Consider the following 24,304-nt stretch of genomic DNA (forward strand, 5'->3'; position numbering starts at 1 on the left):
AATTCAACAACGATTTGATTCAGCCCTTTGAATAGGGAAGAATATTAGAAACTCGGTGGTGTGCAGGCGCTCACCACCTCACAGGCAACTGGCCCCACGCATTTAAAGCGATGCGGTAACTTGCTTGAAAAGTAATAGGCATCACCCGGCCCTAGTATCCGGCGCTCGCTACCGACCGTCACTTCAATGCGACCGGAAATCACGATGCCGCCCTCCTCGCCCTCATGCATGAGCAAAACCTTGCCAGTATCTGATCCCGGCTCATAGCGCTCTTTGAGGATTTGCAGCGAACGCGAAAACAGGTGGTCCCCCACCTGCCGATAGGAAATCGGCCCCTTGCCGATCTCCACGAGTTCATCTGCCTGATAGAAAACCTTGTGCGGTGCATCCGGCTCAAGCGCAAAAAACTCAGCCATTCCGATAGGAATTCCATCCAGAATGCGCTTTAATGCACCCACCGACGGATTGGACTGATTGGCCTCGATCAACGATATGGTGGAATTGGTCACCCCAGCCCGTTTTGCAAGCTCGCGCTGAGACAGATTCTGCCGCATGCGCACATAACGAAGCCTGCCCCCAATATCGATGCTCATCGATGCTTCCTCATACTGTTTATGATGTTCGATATATCACAAACTTTTATATCAAAGCACGTAATTTCAACGATTTAAATTTTATGAGAAAAGGACTTGTTGCCTTCAACAAAGCATGTCCTGTTGGTCGCAAATAGGAGGTTCTAATGCTTAATAACACCAACGCGCCAAGTCTTGATAACTTCTGGATGCCCTTTACGGCAAACCGCCAATTCAAGGCTGCCCCACGCCTGCTCGCAAGCGCTTCGGGCATGTATTACACCGATGTCGACGGCCATCAGGTTCTGGATGGCACGGCTGGCCTTTGGTGCTGCAATGCCGGTCATGGTCGAAAGCAGATCACACAGGCGGTCGAGCGCCAGATTTCGACCATGGACTTCGCCCCAACCTTCCAGATGGGCCACAACATTGCTTTCGACTTCGCTGAAAAGCTCGCGGCCATTGCGCCCGGCGGCCCGGATGCCAAGCTTGATCGCGTGTTCTTCACCAATTCCGGCTCGGAATCGGTCGATACCGCACTGAAGATCGCTATCGCCTATCAGCGTGCCATTGGTCAGGGTACGCGTACCCTCATCATCGGTCGCGAAAAAGGCTATCACGGCGTTGGCTTCGGCGGCATTTCTGTCGGCGGCCTCGTCAATAACCGTCGAGTCTTCCCGCAGATTCCTGCCGATCATATGCGTCATACGCTCGATATTGGCCGCAATGCATTCTCCAAAGGCCTGCCAGCGCATGGCATCGAACTCGCTGATGATCTGGAACGTCTGGTTCAGTTGCACGGCGCAGAAAAGATTGCCGCCGTCATCGTCGAGCCAATGTCCGGTTCCGCCGGTGTTGTTCTGCCGCCAAAGGGCTATCTCGAACGCATCCGCGCGACCGCTGACAAACACGGCATTCTGGTGATCTATGACGAAGTCATCACCGGCTTCGGACGCCTCGGCACGCCATTTGCGGTTGATTACTTCGGCGTAAAGCCTGATCTCGTCACCACCGCCAAGGGCCTCACCAACGGCGCAATCCCGATGGGCGCTGTCTTTGCCAGCCGCACAGTGCATGATGCGCTGATGACCGGCCCGGAAAACGCCATCGAGCTCTTCCATGGCTACACCTATTCCGGTCATCCGGTTGCCTGTGCTGCTGGTCTTGCCACGCTTGAAATCTACGCCGAAGAAGGTCTTCTGACCCGTGGCGCAGAACTGGCCGAGCATTGGGAGAATGCGCTGCATTCGCTCAAAGACGCACCAAATGTCATCGATATCCGCAACCTCGGCCTCGTTGGCGCAATCGAACTGTCGTCACGCGAAGGCGCTGTCGGCGCACGCGCTTATGACGTGTTCACCGATTGCTTCAAGAAGGGTCTTTTGATCCGCGTCACCGGCGATGTGATCGCGCTTTCTCCACCGCTCATCGTGGAAAAGGAACAGATCGACACCATCGTATCCGTTATCGGAGATGCACTGAAACGCGCAGCCTGATCACCACCCAGTCAAGCTGCAACTTGGCCGCCGCTTTCCCCTGCGGCGGCTTTTTTCTTAAGCATTTCTAGCAAAAGTGCGCAGCGGTTTTGCGTAAGATAATGCGTAAAAACAAACAGATAGAGAAATTTTGGCATTATGCATAACCAGAACTTCTCTATGAATCACATTCTGCGCAAATTGGTCCAAGGGATTCCGCGCATTATCATTTTAGCGGCCCCTACGCGCGACGCCTCCAAAAGCGTAATAACATTACGTTACATTGAAAAAATCAGCTCTGCGACGGCGTAAATTTTGCCACAAGCGCATGACTATCGCCCGGATAAGTGAAGCGTACATGCGTCACCGGCTGATCGGCATTCCAGGTCTGGCGCTCAACGACAAGACAAGGCGAACCGGCAGGCACGCCAAGCGTCGCAGCGTTTTCGTCGGTTGAGACAACCGCGCGGATGGAATGCTGCGCATTGCTCCAAGGCACGCAGGAAACAAGCCACGGACCGGGTGAGTGCTCTGCAAAATCGGTTTCTGCCGCGCTCGGCACGGCAGTCAGACTGATGAACCGTTCTTCCAGCGCAAAGACCCGCTTCCCTGCATAATGACGGCAAACAAGTTCGATCAGTGGTGTATGTCGCGGAATGTCGATATGGCGTGCATCGGCAGGGCCGCTCAGCCGCTCGTTTCGTTTCAGTAGCTCAAAACGATAAGGCTGTCCAAGCGCTGCGACCTCATCGCGAATATCATGGATTTCGAGAATTGCTGCTTGCGACTGCGGGAAGGAAACAAAGCTGCCAGAGCGGCGCTTTCGCTCAATCAGACCGGCTTTTGCCAGCTGCGTCAGCGCCTTGTTCACGGTCATGCGCGAGCAGTTATAATATTCCGTCAGCTCGTGCTCAAACGGGATGCGATGACCGGGTTGCCATTCTCCAGAAATAATGCGCGTTTCAATATCATCCAGAATACGCTGATGCAGCGATATGGTCGCTTCGCTCTGTCTGGATGAAGTATCCTGCACTTTGTTCCCTTTGATTAGTTCAGCAATTCGCCGATCACTTTCTGGAAAGCACGCTCTGCCGCATCGCGCAAGCGGTGATGTCCGCCCTCCACCTGTTTCGCGCCGCGCACCCACACATCAGAGGCACGCGCACGACCGGCAAAAATCCAGCCATCGAGAACCGCATCCCCCTTTGCATGGGGCAGGCGCTCAACATCAAGCGATACAAAATCTGCCGAAGCACCCTGTCTCAAACCATCGCCTTCGCGACCCATAGCAATATTTCCGCCTGTCAATGCACCATCAAACAAGGCTCGTCCGGTCGAGCCTTCGTTTTTCGCCAGCACATTGCGCGCTCGATGCAGCAAACGCTGCGAATATTCATATTGCCGCAACTCGTCGCCAATGCCGATCAGCACATTGGAATCGGACCCAACACCGAACCGGCCACCATTGGCATCAAACACTGTGGCATTGAACGTACCATCGCCAAGATTGGCTTCCGTAACAGGACATAGACCGGCAATCGCACCAGCCTGAGTCATGCGCACAGTTTCCTCGTCAGTCATATGCGTTGCGTGGATGAGGCACCAGCGCGACGACAATTCCTGATGGTCAAGCAGCCATTCGACTGGTCGCTGTCCGGACCACGCAATGCAGTCCTCCACTTCCTTGACCTGTTCAGCAATGTGAATATGCACTGGCGCGTCGGGCAAAAGCTTTGCCGCAAATGTCAGCTCATCCGGGGTGACAGCACGCAGACTGTGCGGGGCCACGCCAAGCACAGCACCATCAAAGCCAGAAAGCGACCTCTCGCAACCTTCAATCAGCCGCGCAAAGCTTGCTTCATCATTGATAAATCGACGCTGCCCCTCATTGGGTGCTGCCCCGCCAAAACTCGAATGCGCATAAAGCACCGGCAACAGGGTCAGCCCGATGCCCGCGTTTTGCGCTGCCGAGACAATGCGATCCGCCATTTCCGAGATATTGCCATAATGCGTGCCGTCGCGATCATGATGCAGGTAATGGAACTCACCAACGCGGGTAAACCCGGCTTCCAGCATATCGACATAAAGCCGCAAGGCGACCGCTTCCGCCTGTTCCGGCGTCATGGTCAGCGCGAACTTATACATGACGTCGCGCCAGCTCCAGAAGCTGTCAGCCGATGGTCCGCGCCGTTCAGCAAGGCCAGCCATACCATATTGAAACGCGTGGCTGTGCAGGTTTGGCATCCCCGCTACGATCACCTTATGGTGCTCGTCTCCCGGCTTGGCTTCAACGCCAGCTTCCACAGAAGCAATTTTTCCCAGAGCCAGACCAAGTCGCACATTCTCTGCCCAACCCGTATGCAAAAGCGCTTGTTTAGCATGAATAAATTGCGTTTTTTCGACCGTGGCTGACATTATGTTTCGCTCCTCTTTGCACCCATTTTGCAGCATCACTTTTCAACAGATCGCAATTGGATGCATTTTTTCTCTTGGCGGCTTCGCTAATATGTATATACATTATCGAAAAACAGGGGAAGCGAGAAAACGCTCATGACACAAAAAACGAACTTCGTTTTAACGCAGGCGCGCATCGCCACTCTATCGGAAAAGGCAGATGGACTTGGTTTGATCGAAGCTGCAGCAATTGCCGTCAAAGATGGCAAAATCGCTTATGTCGGCGCTGAAATTGATCTTCCTGCTGAATATGCCTCGCTTGAGAAGATTGACTGCGAAGGTCGCCTGATCACGCCCGGCCTGATCGACTGTCACACGCATCTGGTCCACGCAGGCAATCGCGCGCATGAATTTGAACTGCGCCTGAATGGCGCCACTTACGAAGAAGTTGCGCGGGCGGGCGGCGGCATTGTTTCCTCTGTTAAAAACCTGCGAGCGGCCAGCGAAGATGATCTCGTGCGGGAAACCCTGCCCCGCCTTGATGCGCTGATTGCAGAAGGCGTGACGACAGTTGAAGTCAAATCGGGTTATGGTCTCGATACTCAAAGCGAAGCAAAGTCATTGCGCGCAGCGCGCCGTCTGGCGAAAGAGCGCGATGTTTCTATTCGCACCACCTTTCTGGGCGCTCATGCCCTGCCGCTGGAAATGAATGGCGATAAAGCGGCTTTCATCGACAAGATCGTCAACGAAATGCTGCCTGCCATTGCAGCCGAAAATCTCGCCGATGCGGTGGACGGGTTTTGTGAAGGTATTGCATTTTTGCCTGACGAAATCGCCCGCGTTTTCGATGCTGCAAAGGCGCACGGCCTTCAGGTCAAACTCCACGCAGACCAGCTTTCCAATCTGCATGGCGCAGCTCTTGCCGCTTCATATGATGCGCTGTCTGCCGATCATCTCGAATATACCGATGCTGACGGCGCGGCTGCCATGGCAAAGGCTGGAACCGTCGCAGTTCTGCTTCCCGGCGCTTATTATTTCATCCGCGAAACGCAAAAACCGCCAGTCGATTTTTTCCGTGCGGCTGGCACAAAGATGGCGCTGGCCACCGACAACAATCCCGGCACTTCGCCGCTGACCTCGCTTCTGCTCACCATGAACATGGGCGCAACCCTGTTCCGCATGACAGTCGATGAATGCATTGCAGGCGTCACCCGCGAAGCAGCCCGCGCCCTTGGCGTGCTTAATCAGACCGGAACGCTGGAGGTCGGCAAGGATGCTGATCTCGCCATCTGGAACGTCGAGCGTCCGGCAGAGCTTGTTTACCGCATCGGCTTTAATCCGCTCTGGAAGCGGGTTTTCAAAGGCCAGATTTAATTCATATCCCCAATGGAGTTTTCCATGAGCCTTATATTGCAGCCCGGCAGCGTTCCACTCTCGATCCTCGAGAAAGTCTATCGCGAAAACCTTGCCGTTCGCATTGATCCCTCGTTCCATACAGGCGTTGAAAAAGCAGCCGCCCGCATTGCCGAAATCGCCGCGGGCGATGCACCAGTTTATGGCATCAATACTGGCTTTGGTAAGCTTGCCTCTATCCGTATTGCTCCCGAAGATGTGGCAACACTTCAGCGCAATCTCATCCTGTCGCATTGCTGTGGCGTGGGTGAACCGCTGAGCGAAGACATCGTGCGCCTCATCATGGCGCTGAAGCTCATTTCGCTTGGCCGTGGGGCATCAGGCGTGCGGCTCGAACTCATCACCCTCATCGAAGCCATGCTTGAAAAAGGCGTGATTCCGATGATCCCGACCAAGGGTTCGGTTGGCGCTTCTGGCGATCTCGCACCGCTCGCTCATATGGCAGCTGCCATGATCGGCGAAGGTGAAGCCTTCTATCAGGGCGAACGCCTGCTATCTGCTGACGCCCTCAATCAAGCAGGTCTCAAGCCCGTCGTTCTGGCTGCCAAGGAAGGTCTCGCCCTCATCAACGGCACACAAACCTCGACTGCACTGGCATTGGCCGGTCTGTTCCGCGCGCATCGTGCATTGCAGGCAGCCCTCATCACCGGCGCACTGTCGACCGATGCGGCAATGGGTTCAACTGCTCCGTTTCATCCAGATATTCACAGCTTACGCGGTCATCAGGGCCAGATCGATACGGCTGCAGCACTGCGCAATCTCCTGTCTGGTTCGGTTATTCGCGAGAGCCACCTTGAAGGCGACCAGCGCGTACAAGATCCTTATTGCATCCGCTGCCAGCCACAGGTCGATGGTGCCTGTCTCGACATTCTGCGCCAAGCTGCACGCACACTTGAAATCGAAGCCAATGCCGTCACCGACAATCCGCTCGTCCTGTCCGATGATAGTGTCGTTTCCGGCGGCAACTTCCATGCCGAACCGGTTGCTTTCGCAGCCGACCAGATCGCGCTTGCCGTCTGTGAAATTGGCGCGATTGCCCAGCGTCGCATTGCGCTTCTGGTTGACCCTGCGCTTTCCTTCGGTCTGCCAGCCTTCCTTGCGAAGAAGCCGGGCCTCAATTCGGGTCTTATGATTGCGGAAGTTACTTCGGCAGCGCTGATGAGCGAAAACAAGCAGATGGCGCATCCGGCATCGGTTGATTCCACACCAACCTCTGCCAATCAGGAAGATCACGTCTCTATGGCCTGCCATGGTGCTCGCCGCCTGTTGCAGATGACCGAAAACCTCAACTCAATCATTGGCATTGAAGCATTGACCGGCGCGCTCGGCGTTGAATTGCGCGGGCCCCTTGAAACCAGCCCTGAGCTGAAAGCTGCCACCGCCGTTCTGCGCGCGAATGTACCGACGCTCGACGTTGATCGCTACATGGCAAACGATCTCAAAGCCGCAAGCGAAATCATCGCCGACGGCTCGTTCGTTGCCAGCATCAGCACAACTATTCTGCCTGCACTGGAAGCCTGATATGAGTACCTTTGAAGTCAAACAGGGTCCATCATCCGTCATTCTCGGCCTGCCCCACACCGGAACGGATGTACCGGAAGACATCTGGTTACGGCTTAATGACAATGGCCGCATTCTTGCCGACACCGACTGGCATATCCATCAGCTCTATGACGGGCTGCTTGACAATGTCACGACCGTCCGCGCTACCGCCCACCGCTATTGTCTTGATGTTAATCGCGATCCGAATGGTTCGAGCCTCTATCCGGGCCAGAATACCACTGGTCTTATACCGACCACTGATTTCGACGGTCTCGCCATCTGGAAAGACGGCGAAGCGCCCAACGAAGCCGATATTCCCGATCGCATTGCCCGCTTCCACAAGCCGTATCACGATGCGCTTGCAGCCGAAATCGAACGCGTGAAGGCAATCCACGGCGTGGCGATCCTGTATGATTGCCACTCGATCCGCTCGCATATCCCGTTCCTTTTTGAAGGCAAGCTGCCGGATTTTAATGTCGGCACGGATATGGGCAAGACGTGCGATCCAAGGATCGAAGCTGCAACCGTAAACGTGACCCAAAACGCCACCGGCTACACATCCATCCTCAATGGCCGCTTCAAGGGCGGATGGACGACGCGCCATTACGGCAGGCCTGAAACCGGCGTCCACGCCATCCAGATGGAACTGGCGCAATCCACGCATCTTGCGACAGAAAGCGTCCCCTTCGACTACGACGTCGCCAAAGCTGAAAAGCTCCGTGTGTATCTCAAAACCATTCTTGAGCGGCTCGAAAACATTGCCGCCGAACTGAAACGCTGAGGAGAACATCATGTCCAACCCACGTCATAATGAGCGCGAAATCCGCGCTCCACGCGGCACCGAACTCAATGCCAAGAGCTGGCTCACCGAAGCCCCCCTGCGCATGCTGATGAACAATCTCGACCCGGATGTTGCAGAACGCCCGCATGAGCTGGTTGTCTATGGCGGCATTGGTCGTGCAGCCCGTACATGGGACGACTTCGACAAGATCGTTGCAACGCTGAAAACGCTCAACGACGACGAAACCCTGCTGGTGCAGTCGGGCAAGCCAGTCGGCGTGTTTCGCACCCACAAAGATGCGCCGCGCGTTCTGATCGCCAATTCCAACCTCGTGCCGCATTGGGCAACATGGGACCATTTCAACGAACTGGATAAAAAGGGTCTCGCCATGTATGGCCAGATGACCGCCGGTTCATGGATTTATATCGGCGCGCAGGGCATCGTTCAGGGCACCTATGAAACCTTTGTTGAAGCCGGCCGCCAGCATTATGACGGCAATCTCAAGGGCAAATGGATTCTGACCGGCGGTCTCGGCGGCATGGGCGGCGCACAGCCTCTCGCAGCCGTCATGGCAGGTGCCTGCTGCCTCGCAGTCGAGTGCGACGAAACCCGCGCCGATTTCCGCCTGCGTACTCGGTATGTCGATGAAAAGACCCACAGCCTTGATGAAGCTCTCGCCAAGATCAACGAATGGACCAAGGCAGGTGAAGCCAAATCCATTGCACTGATCGGCAATGCTGCTGAAATATTCCCGGAACTCGTCAAGCGCGGCGTTCGCCCTGACATCGTGACCGATCAGACCTCGGCACATGATCCGGTTCATGGCTATCTGCCTATCGGCTGGAGCGTTGCTGAATGGCGTGCCAAGCAGGAAAGCGATCCGAAGGGCGTTGCAAAAGCCGCCCGCGCTTCGATGAAGGTGCAGGTTCAGGCCATGCTCGACTTCCACAATGCGGGCATTCCAACTGTCGATTACGGCAACAACATCCGCCAGATGGCACTGGAAGAAGGTCTGGAAGACGCATTTGCCTTCCCCGGCTTCGTACCTGCCTATATCCGCCCGCTGTTCTGCCGCGGCATTGGACCTTTCCGTTGGGCAGCCCTTTCCGGCGATCCGGAAGATATTGCGAAGACCGATGCCAAGGTGAAAGAACTGTTGCCGGACAATAAACACCTACACAACTGGCTCGACATGGCGAAAGAACGCATCGCGTTTCAGGGTCTGCCAGCCCGCATCTGCTGGGTTGGTCTCGGCGATCGTCACCGCCTCGGCCTCGCCTTCAACGAAATGGTCCGCAATGGCGAACTGAAAGCACCTATCGTTATTGGTCGTGACCACCTTGATAGTGGCTCGGTTGCTTCGCCGAACCGCGAAACCGAATCCATGAAGGACGGTTCGGATGCCGTATCCGACTGGCCACTGCTCAATGCGCTGCTCAACACCGCATCGGGCGCAACATGGGTATCGCTCCATCACGGCGGCGGCGTCGGCATGGGCTTCTCCCAGCATTCGGGCATGGTGATCTGCTGTGACGGCTCGGAAGATGCGGATGAGCGCATTGGCCGCGTGTTGTGGAACGATCCGGCAACCGGCGTCATGCGTCATGCCGATGCAGGCTATGAAGAAGCGCTCGACTGGGCAAAGCAGCAGGGTCTGCGTCTGCCTGCGATCCTCGGAAACTAAGCCATGCGCATCTTACGCAGTGCCGATCACAAACGCATGCCGTGGAAAAACGGCGGCGGCGTAACGGTCGAAATTGCGATCTACCCTGAAAATGCGTCAGTCGATAATTTCGACTGGCGCATTTCCACTGCAACCGTTGCCAATGACGGCCCCTTCTCGGTTTTCACTGGCATTGACCGCACATTATCGGTGCTGGAAGGCAACGGCATTGTTCTCGATGTTGAAGGTGTGGAAACCACCCTCACCCGCGAGACAGCACCCTTTGCTTTTGGCGCCGATGCAAGCTCTAGTGCCCGCCTGATCGAAGGTCCAATCACCGACCTCAACGTCATGACGCGACGTAGAAACTTCGCGCATCAAGTCGAACGCATCGTCACAAATGATTCGGTGATCGTTGAAGCAGAAAGCGGCACCGTGCTTATTTTCTGTGCAGAAGGAAATTTCGAGCTAAAAAGCGACAGCAGAATCGCGCATCTCGACCAGCATGACTGCCTGATCTTATCGGAAGACACGCAATTTTCTGTAGAACTTATTGGTAAGGGCATCGCCTATAAGATTTCGATTATAGAAATATAATCAAAGGCTTATTCGATATTTTATCAGAGAGCCAAGCAAAGGCTTCTTTGCTTGGCTCTCTGGACAGAAATCGCGGTCCTGCTAATTTGTTTGCAAGAATATGTATATGCTTAAAACAAAAAAGGGGTTCACATATGAGAAAATCTTGGTTGGCAGGTGCCGCCCTCGCAGCACTCACCTTCGCTTCGAGCGCACAGGCAGAAACAAAAGTCGCAATCGGCTTTTCTGGCTGGACCGGCTTTGGTCCGCTCACACTTGCGAAAGAAGCAGGCATCTTCAAGAAGAACGGCCTCGACGTCACGCTCAATAAAATTCCACAGGCAAGCCGTCATCTGGCGCTCGCTTCTGGTGATATTCAGTGTGCCGCGACCACCGTTGAAACATGGATTATCTGGAACTCGGCAGGCGTTAAGTCAAAGCAGATTTTCCAGATGGACAAATCCTATGGTGCTGACGGCATCGCCGTGCGCGGTGACGTCAATTCCTTTGCCGATCTCAAAGGCAAGACAGTTGCTGCGTCCGCTCCCGGCACGTCGCCTTACTTCTTTCTGGCCTTCATGCTCGCTAAAAACGGCATGACCACCAAGGACGTTAAGATCGTCAACATGGAGCCAGGACCAGCAGCACAGGCTTTCGTTGCCGGACAAAACGATGCGGCCATGACTTACGAGCCGTATCTTTCCACAGTGCGCGCAGCACCAGATAAAGGCAAAATCCTCGCGACCACGCTGGAATATCCGGCTGTGATGGACACCGTTGGCTGCACACCGGATTTCCTTGAAAAGAACCCGGAAGCTGCAAAGGCTCTTGCCACCAGTTATTTCGAAGCTCTTGAAATGATTGCTGCTGATCCAGCCAAATCCTATGAAATCATGGGCAAGGACGTGAAGCAGTCTGGCGAACAGTTCGGCCAGTCAGCAGCCTATCTGCGCTGGCAGGACAAGGCAGCTAACCAAAAGTTCTTTGAAGGTGAATTCAAGGAATTCTCGGAAGAGGCAGCAAAGCTCCTGCTTGACGCTGGCGTCATCAAGAACAAGCCAAATCTCGACGAGATTGTCGACATCAGCTTTATCAAGTAAGTAACATCGCAACGCAGACTCGGAGTTCACTCCGGGTCTGTTTCATTTCCGCCCCTCTTATGAGAAGGCGACCGTCTTACTAAACGGATATGTCTATGCAGCCTATGCAACCAATCGGAAATGGAGCCCGGATTCTTCTGGGAATTCTGTTCTTCTTGCTTTTCTTCGCTTTTTGGGGCGTTGCAACGCTCGGAGGCTTTGTTTCGCCCACCTTCCTCGCTGATCCGATCACGATGGTGAAGGATGGATATGATCTCATTGCCAATCAGGGCTTTATGTCGGATATCGGCATGACTGTCTGGCGTGTGTTGGGCGGCTTCATCATGGCAAGCATCGTCGCCATCCCGCTTGGCATCGCCATGGGGGCCTATAAGCCGATTGAGGCGCTGCTCGAACCCTTCGTTTCCTTCGCGCGCTATCTGCCGGCATCAGCCTTCGTGCCGCTTCTCATTCTCTGGTCAGGCATTGGCGAAACACAAAAGCTGCTCGTTATCTTCATTGGCGCCGTGTTCCAGCTCATTCTGATGATCGCCGTCATCGTTTCCGGCACACGCCGTGATCTGGTGGAGGCTGCTTATACGCTGGGCGCCAAGGACCGTGGCGTTATTCGCCGTGTGCTTGTGCCTTCAAGCGCTCCCGATATTGCCGAAACGCTGCGCCTCGTGCTGGGCTGGGCATGGACTTATGTGATCGTGGCAGAGCTGATCGGCGCATCGTCAGGCATCGGCTATATGATCATCAATTCGCAGGCGCTGATGGCCACCGGGCAGATCATTTTCGGCATTATCGTGATCGGCGTGATCGGGCTGATTTCTGATCTGGCCTTCAAATATATCAACCGCTGGCTCTTTGCGTGGAGGTTTGCGTAATGGTTACGACAACCGAACAGGAACTCGTCGTCAAAGGCGTGAGCCGTACCTTTCCGGGTGTTCACGGCGGCAAACCAACACTGGCGCTACAGGCAACCGATCTCATCATTCCGAAGAATGATTTCGTGACTATTCTCGGCCCATCGGGCTGCGGCAAGTCCACACTCCTGCGTATTATTGCGGGTCTCGACAAGCCGACAACTGGCACGGTGACACTCGAAGGTCAGCCGGTCAAAGGACCGGGTGCTGATCGCGGTATGGTGTTCCAGTCTTATACGCTGTTTCCATGGCTGACCGTTCGGCAGAATGTCGGTTTCGGCCTGCGCGAAAAAGGCATGCCAGAAAAACAGGCCCGCGAGATCATCGATAGCTATATCGACAAAGTCGGCCTGCGCGGCTTTGAAAATCACTGGCCCAAGCAGCTTTCGGGCGGGATGCAGCAGCGCACGGCAATTGCCCGCGCACTCGCTAATGATCCAAAGATTTTGCTGCTCGATGAGCCTTTTGGCGCGCTCGACAACCAGACGCGTGGACTGATGCAGGAACTCCTACTCGGCATCTGGGAACGTGAGCAGAAAACCGTGATTTTCGTCACCCACGATATTGAGGAGTCGATATTCATGGCGACCCGCGTCGTCACGATGACCGCTCGTCCAGGCAAGATCAAATCGATCACGCCAGTCAATATCGAGCACCCGCGTTCTTATCAGGTCAAAGCCAGCCCGGAATTCTCTGAACTGCGCTTAAAGCTCACCGAAGAAATCCGCAGCGAAGCAATTACAGCAGCAAAGCAGGCTGCCTGAAAATTATTGTTCCTTCTGATGAGATGGTATCTTAAGAAAAGGCTGCGATGTTCTTCGCAGCCTTTTCTTTTTAGCGCTTTGGTTATGCGCTTTTTTCAGGACTTCCCACCATGGCCGTTTCAGCAGAACTTGAAGATCGCATCGTTTATGTGAATGGCGAATATGTCACCGCGCGCGATGCAAAAATCTCGATCTTTGATCGTGGTTTTCTCTTTGGTGACGGAATTTACGAAGTAACCGCCGTGCTAGACGGCAAGCTGGTCGATAGCGACCCGCATATGAAGCGCCTGCGTCGTTCGACAGGTGAAATCGGCATTCCTATGCCAATGAGCGAAGATGAGATTGTCGAGATCGAGCGTGAACTGATCCGCCGCAACAATCTCACTGAAGGTCTGGTCTATTTGCAAGTTACGCGCGGTGACGGTCGCGACCGTGATTTTGTCGCTAAAGGCTTGAAGCCATCCTTAGTTCTGTTCACCCAAGTTAAAGCCCTCGCCAACAGGCCGGAAGTCGCAACAGGCATCCGCGTACTTTCGCTTGATGATCTGCGCTGGAAGCGTCGCGACATCAAAACCGTCTGCCTTCTGCCACAGGCTCTCGCCAAGGAAATCGCCAAGGGTTCCGGTTGCGATGAAGCCTGGATGTTAGAGGACGGCTACGTCACCGAAGGCGCATCTTCGACCGGCTATATTGTCACGCAGGATGACGTCATCGTCACCCGCCCGAACAGCAATGCGGTCTTGCCGGGTTGCACACGTTTGTCCCTTTTACAGCTCATCGCGGAAACCGGCATGAAGCTTGAAGAGCGTCTTTTCACGATTGATGAAGCCTATGCTGCAAAAGAAGCTTTCATGACGAGTGCGGGTACTTTTGTAACGCCGATTTCGTTTATAGACGATAAGCCAATTGGTGGTGGCAAGCCAGGTCCGGTCGCACTCAAGCTGCGTGAGATTTATCTCGACCACGCTCGCCGCACGGCAATCTGAGAATAGTAAATCAGGCTGAAAACAGATCGGGCCGGAACTGAGTTCCGGCCCGGTTTGCTCACGCCTCCCTCTCCCAAAAGAGCGGAGCAAAAGCGCTAAAACACCTCGATCTTAAACATTCGCTTTCAATGCCCAAACATCTGAGGCGAATGAGATTTTGGGTATGGTGTGCCGAAATATCGCCGCCTCAGCGGCGCTGGTTATAGACGTCGATACACACCGCACCCAGCAGAACGATACCCTTGATGACCTGCTGATAGTCGATGCCAATACCCAAGATCGACATACCGTTATTCATCACGCCCATAATAAGCGCGCCGATCACAGCACCTGTTACACGGCCCACGCCGCCATAGGCCGACGCACCGCCGATGAAGCAGGCGGCAATCACATCAAGCTCAAAGCCAAGTCCGGCCTTTGGCGTTGCCGTATTAAGGCGCGCTGCGAAAACCAGACCAGCAAGTGCAGCCAGCACACCCATATTGACGAATGCAAGGAAGGTCAGTCGTTCGGTTTTCACCCCCGAAAGTTTCGCCGCATGACGGTTGCCACCAACTGCATAGATCTGACGACCAATGACTGTGCGCGTGGTGAGGAACGCATAGGCTGCAATCAGAACCGCCATAATAATCAACACATTAGGCATGCCGCGATGCGATGAAATCAGCAATGCGAGATAAGCGATACCGGCAAACAGCACTATATTCTTGATCACGAAGAAGCCAAACGGCTCTGTTTCCACCTCATGCGCAATATGACGCGCCCGCGATCTTGAGTTCTGCCAGACGAGAAAGCCAGCCAACACAATACCGAGGATCAGCGAGGTCAGATAGACGCCGCCCGTCGCACCAATAAACTCAGGAATAAAGCCCGACGACAATTTCTGAAACATCGGAGGGAATGGACCGACCGACTGTCCACCGAGAACCGCCAGCATCAAGCCTTTGAAAACCAGCATGCCTGCAAGGGTTACGATAAAGGACGGGATATTAAAATAGGCGACCCAGAACCCTTGCATCGCGCCGATAATACCACCCGCAATCAGGCACAGAATGGCAGCAATCGGGAACGGAATTCCCCAGCGCACCATCATCACGGCTGCAAGCGCTCCGATAAATCCGCACACGGAACCAACCGACAAATCAATGTGTCCGGTCACGATAATCAGCAACATGCCAAGTGCCATGATGACGATATAGCTGTTTTGTAAAACGAGGTTAGTGAGGTTCAGCGGCTTCATCAGCACGCCGCCGGTGACGATCTGGAAAAAGATCATGATCGCGATAAGCGAGAGCAGCATTCCCGATTCACGCAGATTATTTTTGAGATAACGCCCGATACCACTTGGCGCTTTCTGTCCGCCCGGGCTATTGTGAACTACGTTCTCGCTCATGATTGTTTTCCCTTATTGCGCATGATCGCACGCATGATGTTTTCCTGCGTCGCTTCTTCGCCAGCCACTTCGCCAACGAAGGCTCCCTCATGCATGACGACAATTCGGTCGCAGATCCCGATCAGCTCTGGCATTTCGGATGAAATGACGACCACGCCCTTGCCGCTTTCGGCCAGTGAATTTATGATTGTGTAAATGTCGTATTTCGCGCCAACATCGATGCCGCGCGTCGGCTCATCCAAGATCAGCACATCCGGCCCGGTGAACAGCCATTTCGACAGCACCACCTTCTGCTGGTTGCCGCCGGAAAGCGTGCCGGTTTCCTGATAAACATTGTGGCAGCGGATGCTCATCTGCTGACGATAGTCGTTGGCAACCTTCATTTCGCGGATGCTGTCGATCACGCCTTTTGGGCTGACACCACGCAAATGCGCGAGCGATATGTTGCGCGAGATATTCTCGCCAAGCACAAGACCGAGCTTTTTGCGGTCTTCGGTCACGTAAGCGAGGCCTGATTTGATGGCGCGGGCAACCGTTGAAATATCAACCGGCTTGCCATGCATCCGCGCTTCGCCGGTAATGTTCGTGCCCCATGAACGCCCAAACAGGCTCATAGCAAACTCGGTACGACCAGCGCCCATCAAGCCTGCAATGCCGACAATTTCACCGGCACGCACATTAAACGAAACATTTTTAACCGAGTGTCGCTCCGGGTGCAGCGGATGATAAACGGACCAGTTTTCAGCCTCGAAAATCACCTCACCAATCTTCGGATCGCGCTTTGGATAGCGGCTTTCGAGATCGCGATCGACCATTTTGCGGATGATCTCATCTTCTTCGACTTCACCCTCATGGCAATCCAGCGTCGCAACCGCGCGGCCATCGCGCAGCACGGTGATCTTATCGGCCACTTCACGAATTTCATTGAGCTTGTGCGAAATCAGGATCGACGTGATGCCCTGCGCACGAAACTCTTTCAACAATGCCAGCAATGCCGCGCTGTCAGTCTCGTTCAAGCTCGCTGTAGGCTCATCAAGGATCAGTAGCTTCACACGCTTTGAAAGCGCCTTGGCAATCTCGACGAGCTGCTGTTTGCCGACGCCAATATCCGTCACCAGCGTATCGGGCGATTCCGTGAGGCCTACTTTCTTCAACAGCACTTTCGTGCGCTGATAAACTTCACCGCGATCAATAACCCCGTAAGAACCGGGAGGGTTGACGAGAAAGATATTCTCGGCAATCGACATCAGCGGCACAAGGGCGAGTTCCTGATGGATGATGACGATGCCCAGCGCTTCGGAATCATTGATATCGCGGAAGTGCCGCTCTTCACCATCGAAGACAATCGAGCCGTCATAGCTGCCAGACGGATAAACACCCGACAGCACTTTCATCAGCGTGGACTTACCGGCGCCATTCTCACCGACAAATGCGTGAATTTCTCCCGGCATCACCGTGAAATTGACGTCACTCAGAGCCTTCACCACACCAAAAGATTTGCTGATGCCGCGCATTTCCAGAATTGGCTGACCGCCGATTTCCGGCTGATCTCCACGATCCTGAAGCCGAACAGGATTGGCTACACTCATCGCTCGCTCCCATTGCAATACAGCGTACAAATGTCTCAAAATTTGAAAGACAACGCTGTCAATTCTTTAGTCCACCCCAGTCAGAAAGCTGGGTTATCGAGAGCGTCGCATGTTTGAAAATACACACGGCGCTCTGGAACATCGGAAATTTAGAAATTACTTAATCTGGTCTTCTTTGTAATAACCGCTATCGACCAGAACTTCTTTCCAGTTTGACTTGTCGACGATCACAGGCTTGAGCAGATAAGACGGCACAACCTTGACGCCATTGTCATAGGTCTTGGTGTCGTTGACTTCCGGTTCCTTACCGCTCATCGCAGCGTCAACCATATCGACGGTGACTTTTGCAAGTTCGCGCGTGTCCTTGAAGATGGTGGAGTTCTGCTCACCTGCGAGGATCGACTTAACAGAAGGCACTTCGGCATCCTGACCGGAAACCGCAGGCATTGGCATGTCGCCGCTGCCATAACCGACGCCCTTGAGCGATGACAGGATACCGATGGAAATACCGTCATAAGGCGAAAGCACAGCGTCGAGCTTCTTGTCGGAATAGAAGGCCGACAGGATCGAATCCATACGTGCCTGAGCGGTTGCACCGTCCCAACGCAACGTTGCTACCTTGTCCATGCCGGTTTGACCGCTGCCAACAATAACCTTGCCGCTGTCGATGTAAGGCTGCAGAACCGACATCGCGCCATTGTAGAAGAAATAGGCATTGTTATCGTCTGGCGAGCCACCGAAAAGCTCGACATAGAACGGGCCTTCCTTGTTCTTCAGATCAAGCGCCTTTTCAATCGACTGCGCCTGCAAAACGCCAACCTGGAAATTGTCGAAGGTTGCATAATAAGAAACATTTGGCGTGTCACGGATCAGGCGGTCATAAGCGATAACCTTGATGCCTGCATCATTGGCCTTGGCCAAAACATCCGACAGTGTGGTACCGTCAATCGATGCAACGACCAACACCTTGGCACCCTTGGTGACCATGTTTTCGATCTGCGCCAACTGGTTCGGCACATCGTCTTCAGCATATTGAAGGTCGGTCTTATAACCGCGCTCCTGCAGCACCTTCACCATGTTGTCGCCATCGGCAATCCAGCGTGCCGAAGACTTGGTTGGCATTGCAACGCCAACGAGGCCCTTGTCCTCGGCATGTGCAAAGCCAGTAAAGGCAAAGGCGGCAAGCGCCGCTGCCAGTGTGAATGATTTCATGCCTGCCATTGTCTCACTCCCATAATAGAGCAGGCTCTTTGAGCCTGCCATTCTCCCAAATTTCCGCCCCCGCCGTAGGCCCTGCGGAATTCCTCCAAACACATCGCATTAAGCTTTTTCACGCATGTCTTTGTCCCAAAACCGGTTCCCACTTTTGGGAGACATGCTCTAGCCCGCGATGTTGTCCCATACCGCAACCGCCCGCTGCGCACGTTCGCGCACCTCAGCGACCGTCAACCCGGCCTTATAAAGGCTGGAACCCAAACCAAAGCAGCTCACTCCTGCTGCCCGATAGGTTGCAAAATCATTCTCCGATACGCCGCCCACGGCACCCACCGGAATATCCTTCGGCAACACAGCCGAGATCGCCTTGATACCCTCTGCACCCAGCACATTTGCCGGGAAGAATTTAAGCGCGGATGCGCCAGCATGAATTGCGCTGAAAGCCTCGGTCGGTGTGAACACGCCCGGCATCGTCACCATGCCATGCTTGGTCGCACGGCGAATAACATCAGGCTCGACATTCGGGCTGACCAGAAGTCGGCCACCAACATCATTGAGCCGATCAACACTCTCGACCGACAGCACAGTTCCAGCACCAATCAGCACATTGGCTGGTGCGAGCTTGGCAGCCTTTTCAATGGACACGAACGGCTCCGGCGAGTTGAGCGGAATTTCGATTGCTTCGAAGCCTGTTTCAATCAGTGCAGAAACAATCGCTTCCGTTTCTTCTGTCCGAATGCCGCGCAGGATAGCCACCAGCGGATAACGCAGCTTTGGCCATGCGATACGTTCGCTCATTGCGCGCCTCCCGCAAATGCGTGTTTTGCCGCCATAAACAGCCCATCGCGCACCAGCTCATCGGCTTCGATGCGATTGACTTTAATGCCTGCAATCTCAAGTGCCGATGCGTAAAGCGCACCCATCATCCCATCTGAAAGCAACAGCACTTCGCTCGTCTCTCCGAACAAAGTGCGACCACCGGCAACTTCCAGCCCGATCAACAGACCCGACAGACGTGCAAGCTGATCTGTCGGCTTATAATCATGCACCAGCCAGCCAGCGCGCACCGTAAAGAGCGCATTGGCAATAAGCTCTGGTGTCTCAAGTGAAGCTTTGACACCAGCCGCAAAGGCTGCACTCTTTGGATCAACCGGCCCAGCTCCTTCAAGCGCACCCGCCAGAACCGACTTGTCTTTCAAAAGCGCGAACAATTCGCCCGTCATGAAAGAGCGGTAATCACTGAGCTTGCCGTCTGCGATATTCACCCATTTCGCATGCGTGCCGGGCATCACCACCCGGGCATCACGCGTGCCACGATGCACCAGACCAAGTAACTTGGTTTCTTCGCCGCGCATCACATCCGGCGCATCCTCGCTTCGACGCGCAACGCCCGGCAACATGATGACATGCCGTTTCGCAGGCACGCGAACCGCAGCAGCAACGATACCTTCCAGTCCAGCAGGCAGGCTCATATAAGGCGCTTCAATCCAGCCGGTGCGCGAACCTGCCATGCCGCAGATCACCACCGGCAAATCATCAGGTGCATCAACCTGAGCCAGATGCCGTTCGAGCGTTACCTCAAAACCGGCCTCTTTCGCGTGCAGCAGCCCGTCGTCACCACGACTTTCAGTGAGTACATTGCCATCGGCATCCAGCGTCCAGAGGCGGAACCGGGTTGTTCCCCAGTCCGCAACTGCCGCGAATGGTGTTTTTGCGCCGGACATTTAGTGGTTATCTCGCGGCAGGCCACGCGTATGCGCAATGTCCTGATACTTAACGGCGTTTTCAAGAACCGCACCTGTTTCCATCTGGCCAACCACAGCGCGCTGAATCTCCTGCCAAGGGGTCTGGCTTTCCGGATATTTATATCCGCCAGCAGCCTCCAGAGCCTTGCGTCGCTCTGCGAGTTCTTCATCGGAAATCAAAATATCGGCAGTGCCGCGACCAAGATCGATACGCACACGATCACCCATCTTGAGCAGCGCCAGACCACCACCAGCAGCGGCTTCCGGTGACGCATTGAGGATCGAAGGCGAACCGGATGTGCCCGACTGACGGCCATCACCGATGCAAGGCAGCGAGCTTATGCCTTTCTTGAGAAGGTAATCCGGCGCGCGCATGTTCACGACTTCCGCCGCACCCGGATAACCGATTGGCCCAGCGCCACGCATGAACAGAACCGAACGCTCATCGATTTCCAGCGAGGGATCGTCGATGCGATGATGATAATCTTCCGGGCCGTCAAACACGATAGCCTTGCCTTCAAAGGCATTCGGGTCTTTGTCGTCATTGAGATAACGATTGCGGAATTCTTCCGAGATAACGCTCAATTTCATGATAGCCGACGAGAACAGATTGCCGCGCAGCACGCGGAAACCAGCATGGCTCTTCAATGGCTGATCATAGGTCTTGATGACATTGCTGTCTTCAATCGTAGCACCCTTACAGTTTTCACCGATGGTCTTGCCGTTAACTGTCAGCGCATCTTCATGAATGAGGCCCTGCCCCATCAGCTGATTAACAACCGCTGGCACACCGCCCGCATGGTAATAATCTTCACCGAGATATTCACCCGCTGGCTGAAGATTGACCAGAAGCGGAATTTCCTCGCCATATTTCTGCCAGTCGTCAATCGTCAGATCGACGCCAACGTGACGCGCCAACGCATTCAGATGGATCGGTGCATTGGTCGAGCCGCCAATCGCGGAATTAACGCGAATTGCGTTGATGAAGGATTCCTTGGTCATGATGTCTGTTGGCTTCAGATCTTCATAAACCATTTCCACAATACGACGGCCCGTCAGATAGGACACTTCCTGACGATCACGATAAGGCGCTGGAATCGCAGCCGAACCCGGCAGCTGCATACCAAGCGCTTCGGCCAGCGAATTCATGGTTGTCGCGGTGCCCATCGTATTGCAATAACCTGTCGAAGGTGCCGAAGACGCCACCAGCTTGATAAAGCCTGCATAGTCGATCTCGCCCTTAGCGAGCAGCTCGCGCGCCTTCCAGACGATGGTGCCCGAACCCGTGCGCTCGCCACGGAACCAGCCATTGAGCATCGGGCCAACCGAAAGCGCAATCGCCGGAATATTGACGGTTGCAGCAGCCATAAGACAAGCTGGCGTGGTCTTGTCACAACCAATCGTCAGCACAACGCCATCAAGCGGATAGCCGTAAAGCACCTCGACAAGGCCGAGATAAGCAAGGTTACGATCAAGGCCCGCAGTCGGGCGCTTACCTGTTTCCTGAATTGGGTGAACCGGAAATTCGATCACGATACCGCCCGCTTCACGCACACCTTCACGCACGCGATTGGCCAGTTCCAGATGATGACGATTGCACGGTGAAAGATCAGAACCCGTCTGCGCAATACCGATGATCGGTCGACCGGATTGCAACTCTTCCTGACTGAGACCGTAGTTCATGTAGCGCTCAAGATAGAGCGCGGTCATGTCGACATTGTCCGGATTATCGAACCATGCGCGGGAACGGAATCGTGGTGCTTTCGGATCGACGGGCTTATTCATTTCATTGTCCTGCGTGGGTAAGAGACCGCTGGGCGGTCCCAATTCCTTCGACACCGATCCTAAAAGTTAGATCGGCGTGTTGAATTTTAGTTTCTTCGCGCATCTTGTTCCGAAAACCGTTTCACACTTTTCGGGATGCGCTTTAATCGTCAAAAGTTTCAACCACATGCCGCTGTCCCAGAAGGAAGGCATCGGCCACATGAGTGAGTGGCGAAAGGTCAACATCGCTCTGCCCTTCGCTAACCAGCTTCACAAAATTCTGGTAAAGGCGCTGATATTCACGATCAGGCTCAGCCATTTTCTCAGTGCCTGCAATGGTCAGACGGCTACCGCCATGGCTGAGAAGCAGCGTGCCCTTGTCGGTCTCAACGCGAATATCCCATGTCTGCGGGCCGGTCTGGCGCCAGTCGAGCTCGAAGGAAACCGGCACGCCACTTTCGGTTTCAAAGCTAAGATCAGCTGCAATCGGTGCCGCACGATTTTCTGGGAAATAGAGATCGGATTTTGTCAGGAAGAACCGTTCCGGCAAAATATGCGTGACGATTGAGAGCGCATTAATGCCTGGATCGAACACACCAAGGCCACCCGGCTCCCAGATCCACTGCTGGCCGGGATGCCAATGGCGCACGTCTTCTTTCCACGACACCGCAACAGACCTGATTGCAGCATCTTTCAGAAATTCGCGGGCAGGCTCAACGGCTGCGGCTTCGCGCGAATGCCACGTTGCATAGAGCGTAACGCCCTGCTTTTCAGCAAAATGCGTCAGTGCCTGTACTTCCGAGATCGTCGCACCCGGAGGCTTCTCCAGCATCACATGCTTGCGCGCCTTCAGCGCCGCATAAGCCTGGTTGAATCGCCCCTGCGGCGGCGTGCAAAGCGACACCGCATCAATGGCGACATCGCTGGCAAGCAGTTGGTCAATATCGTGAAACGATGGCAGACCATCAAGACCGGCATTGCGGCTGGCAATCGCTTTCAGCTCAATACCATCAACGGCTTCAATCGATGGCAGATGCTGGTCGCGGGCAATCTTGCCAAGACCAACAATCGCCAGATTGATATTGGATGCGGTCGCCATTTTAGAGCGCCTTCACGGCAACATCGTCGGCTTTCGCCTGTGCCAGTCTGTTGACCAACGGATAACGGAAAGGCTTTGCTGAAATTTCGAACTGATCGCCCGTTTCCGTCTTCACACCTTCAGAGAAAGACAGTGTTGCGGTGCCAAAGAAATGCACATGAATGTCGCCCGGACGACGGAACAGTTCATACTTGAAATGGTGATGTTCCAAATTGGCAATCGTATGCGACATGTTCGCTTCGCCCGATAGGAACGGCTTTTCAAAGATCACGTCATCGCCGCGCTTAATGCGCGAAACGCCTTCAACATGATCTGGCAGAGCACCCACATAAAGCTCTGGACCGAGCGAAGCCTGACGCAGCTTGGAATGCGCCAGCCAGAGATAGTTCTGCTTTTCAGTCACATGATCGGAAAACTCATTGGCAAGGCAGAAGCCCAAGCGGAACGGCGTACCATCCGGACCGATCAGATAAATTCCAGCAAGTTCTGGCTCTTCGCCACCATCTTCGGCAAAAGATGGCGAGACCAGCTCACCGCCGGTTTCAACCAGCGCCGAACCATCGCCCTTATAGAACCATTCCGGCTGCACGCCGGTTTGGCCGGGCTTTGGCTTGCCACCTTCAACACCCATCAGGAACATGCGCATGGAATCGGTCGGCTTTTCAGCAGCCTGCGCGGCCTTGTGCATCTTGTCGCGACCATCCGCAGAACCAAGATGCGTGAGGCCAGTGCCTGCAACGATCAGGTGCGCCGGGTCGTCATGGGTGATCGGCAGACCAACCTGACCAGCGGCAAGCGCTGCATCAATATCAACTGCTTCGCCTTTGCCATTGCGTTCAACCTGCTCGCTCAGACTGATGCCCGCAGAAATTGCCGCCCAAGCCAGTTCATAGGTCGTCGTTACGCCATTGACGACATGTGCCGCACCTTCATCATCGCAAGCAGCCACACGTGTTTCTCCGCTCGCATCGCGGAACTGTACCAGACGTAACATTAAACCTCCCATTTTCCGCAAAACACTTGCGGAACATTCTTCCCGACCGCTTAAATGCATCCTAGTGCAAAAAGACAGCTCCTTCTTATTAATATGACTATTTCGCCAAACAGCATTTTGTCAAGCAAGTGAAAGCGCCCTCTGCGCGCCATGTGTGGACTGTCAGCACAAAACAGCTATTAAGTTAATGTTTTCGTTATATAATTAGATAATATGCACGTTTGTCGCACCCCATATTCCAGTTGTTTACAAGAAATACGCTTGCCATAAAGTAATATTATATGCTTGATAAACGAGAAGGCTGGGAGAGCCTTTTATTGGGAGGAACTAA

The 24,304-nt window shown here is 54.3% G+C and carries 22 protein-coding genes; 10 read left to right on the plus strand and 12 right to left on the minus strand.

Translation table 11 applies throughout. The annotated features are described in order from the left end of the window. Positions 1-44: 44 nt before the first annotated feature. On the minus strand, positions 45-593 hold the full coding sequence (locus tag ACOZHT_RS14315) for a cupin domain-containing protein (RefSeq protein WP_140903681.1): 549 nt from the start codon (positions 591-593) through the stop codon (positions 45-47). 146 nt (positions 594-739) lie between these two features. Between ACOZHT_RS14315 and ACOZHT_RS14320 the strand changes: the two genes are divergently transcribed. Continuing rightward, positions 740-2,068 carry an aspartate aminotransferase family protein gene (locus ACOZHT_RS14320; RefSeq protein WP_339511362.1) on the plus strand — a complete coding sequence of 443 codons (1,329 nt, stop codon included), beginning with the start codon at positions 740-742 and terminating at the stop codon, positions 2,066-2,068. A gap of 11 nt (positions 2,069-2,079) precedes the next feature. Here the strand turns inward: ACOZHT_RS14320 and ACOZHT_RS14325 are convergent, their stop codons facing one another. The 3 genes from ACOZHT_RS14325 to ACOZHT_RS14335 form a co-directional block, all read right to left on the minus strand. Next, positions 2,080-2,205 (minus strand): hypothetical protein, encoded by a 126-nt coding sequence (locus ACOZHT_RS14325; protein ID WP_339511796.1) that lies wholly within the window; start codon positions 2,203-2,205, stop codon positions 2,080-2,082. Positions 2,206-2,339: 134 nt separating this feature from the next. Then, a complete protein-coding gene (gene hutC / locus ACOZHT_RS14330; protein ID WP_339511360.1) occupies positions 2,340-3,080 on the minus strand; it encodes a histidine utilization repressor in 741 nt (246 codons plus the stop codon). Between the two features lie 14 nt (positions 3,081-3,094). Next, entirely contained in the window at positions 3,095-4,462 is a 1,368-nt protein-coding gene (locus ACOZHT_RS14335; RefSeq protein ID WP_421565849.1) for a formimidoylglutamate deiminase, read from the minus strand. A gap of 135 nt (positions 4,463-4,597) precedes the next feature. On the opposite strand from ACOZHT_RS14335, the gene hutI reads away from it, so the two are divergent. From hutI to ACOZHT_RS14380, 9 genes are all read left to right on the plus strand, one after another. Further along, entirely contained in the window at positions 4,598-5,815 is a 1,218-nt protein-coding gene (hutI, locus tag ACOZHT_RS14340) for an imidazolonepropionase (protein WP_339511356.1), read from the plus strand. 24 nt (positions 5,816-5,839) lie between these two features. After that, on the plus strand, positions 5,840-7,375 hold the full coding sequence (gene hutH / locus ACOZHT_RS14345; RefSeq protein ID WP_421565850.1) for a histidine ammonia-lyase: 1,536 nt from the start codon (positions 5,840-5,842) through the stop codon (positions 7,373-7,375). A gap of 1 nt (position 7,376) precedes the next feature. After that, positions 7,377-8,177: an N-formylglutamate deformylase gene (hutG, locus tag ACOZHT_RS14350; protein ID WP_339511352.1), complete on the plus strand. Its 801-nt coding sequence runs from the start codon at positions 7,377-7,379 to the stop codon at positions 8,175-8,177. 10 nt (positions 8,178-8,187) lie between these two features. Next, positions 8,188-9,861, plus strand: coding sequence for a urocanate hydratase (hutU, locus tag ACOZHT_RS14355; protein ID WP_339511351.1), 1,674 nt, complete (start codon positions 8,188-8,190; stop codon positions 9,859-9,861). A 3-nt stretch (positions 9,862-9,864) separates the two neighbouring features. Beyond that, entirely contained in the window at positions 9,865-10,437 is a 573-nt protein-coding gene (locus tag ACOZHT_RS14360; RefSeq protein ID WP_339511350.1) for a HutD family protein, read from the plus strand. 134 nt (positions 10,438-10,571) lie between these two features. Continuing rightward, positions 10,572-11,516 (plus strand): ABC transporter substrate-binding protein, encoded by a 945-nt coding sequence (locus ACOZHT_RS14365; protein WP_339511349.1) that lies wholly within the window; start codon positions 10,572-10,574, stop codon positions 11,514-11,516. A gap of 95 nt (positions 11,517-11,611) precedes the next feature. After that, complete coding sequence (locus tag ACOZHT_RS14370) at positions 11,612-12,385, plus strand: ABC transporter permease (RefSeq protein ID WP_339511348.1); 774 nt, start codon at positions 11,612-11,614, stop codon at positions 12,383-12,385. Continuing rightward, the gene (locus ACOZHT_RS14375) at positions 12,385-13,188 is read left to right on the plus strand and encodes an ABC transporter ATP-binding protein (RefSeq protein WP_339511347.1); all 804 of its coding nucleotides are present in this window, start codon (positions 12,385-12,387) and stop codon (positions 13,186-13,188) included. Before ACOZHT_RS14370 ends, ACOZHT_RS14375 begins: the two co-directional genes overlap by 1 nt. Positions 13,189-13,298: 110 nt before the next feature. Then, a complete protein-coding gene (locus ACOZHT_RS14380; RefSeq protein WP_339511346.1) occupies positions 13,299-14,174 on the plus strand; it encodes a D-amino-acid transaminase in 876 nt (291 codons plus the stop codon). 187 nt (positions 14,175-14,361) lie between these two features. Here the strand turns inward: ACOZHT_RS14380 and mmsB are convergent, their stop codons facing one another. From mmsB to araD1, 8 genes are all read right to left on the minus strand, one after another. Further along, positions 14,362-15,567, minus strand: coding sequence for a multiple monosaccharide ABC transporter permease (gene mmsB / locus ACOZHT_RS14385; protein ID WP_339511344.1), 1,206 nt, complete (start codon positions 15,565-15,567; stop codon positions 14,362-14,364). Then, the gene (mmsA, locus tag ACOZHT_RS14390) at positions 15,564-17,156 is read right to left on the minus strand and encodes a multiple monosaccharide ABC transporter ATP-binding protein (protein WP_339511342.1); all 1,593 of its coding nucleotides are present in this window, start codon (positions 17,154-17,156) and stop codon (positions 15,564-15,566) included. The genes mmsB and mmsA overlap by 4 nt, the downstream gene beginning before the upstream one ends. A 156-nt stretch (positions 17,157-17,312) precedes the next feature. Then, the gene (chvE, locus tag ACOZHT_RS14395) at positions 17,313-18,377 is read right to left on the minus strand and encodes a multiple monosaccharide ABC transporter substrate-binding protein (RefSeq protein WP_094505407.1); all 1,065 of its coding nucleotides are present in this window, start codon (positions 18,375-18,377) and stop codon (positions 17,313-17,315) included. A gap of 159 nt (positions 18,378-18,536) precedes the next feature. Beyond that, a complete protein-coding gene (locus ACOZHT_RS14400) occupies positions 18,537-19,169 on the minus strand; it encodes a 2-dehydro-3-deoxy-6-phosphogalactonate aldolase (protein ID WP_421565851.1) in 633 nt (210 codons plus the stop codon). After that, a complete protein-coding gene (locus ACOZHT_RS14405; protein ID WP_339511339.1) occupies positions 19,166-20,095 on the minus strand; it encodes a 2-dehydro-3-deoxygalactonokinase in 930 nt (309 codons plus the stop codon). The genes ACOZHT_RS14400 and ACOZHT_RS14405 overlap by 4 nt, the downstream gene beginning before the upstream one ends. Continuing rightward, entirely contained in the window at positions 20,096-21,901 is a 1,806-nt protein-coding gene (locus ACOZHT_RS14410; RefSeq protein WP_339511337.1) for an IlvD/Edd family dehydratase, read from the minus strand. It abuts the gene before it with no gap. 142 nt (positions 21,902-22,043) lie between these two features. Continuing rightward, positions 22,044-22,979 (minus strand): Gfo/Idh/MocA family protein, encoded by a 936-nt coding sequence (locus tag ACOZHT_RS14415; protein WP_421565852.1) that lies wholly within the window; start codon positions 22,977-22,979, stop codon positions 22,044-22,046. Position 22,980: 1 nt separating this feature from the next. Next, on the minus strand, positions 22,981-23,973 hold the full coding sequence (gene araD1, locus ACOZHT_RS14420; protein WP_339511333.1) for an AraD1 family protein: 993 nt from the start codon (positions 23,971-23,973) through the stop codon (positions 22,981-22,983). Between the last annotated feature and the right edge of the window lie 331 nt (positions 23,974-24,304).

Source organism: Ochrobactrum sp. EDr1-4, from assembly GCF_049199085.1.
Lineage (GTDB): Bacteria > Pseudomonadota > Alphaproteobacteria > Rhizobiales > Rhizobiaceae > Brucella.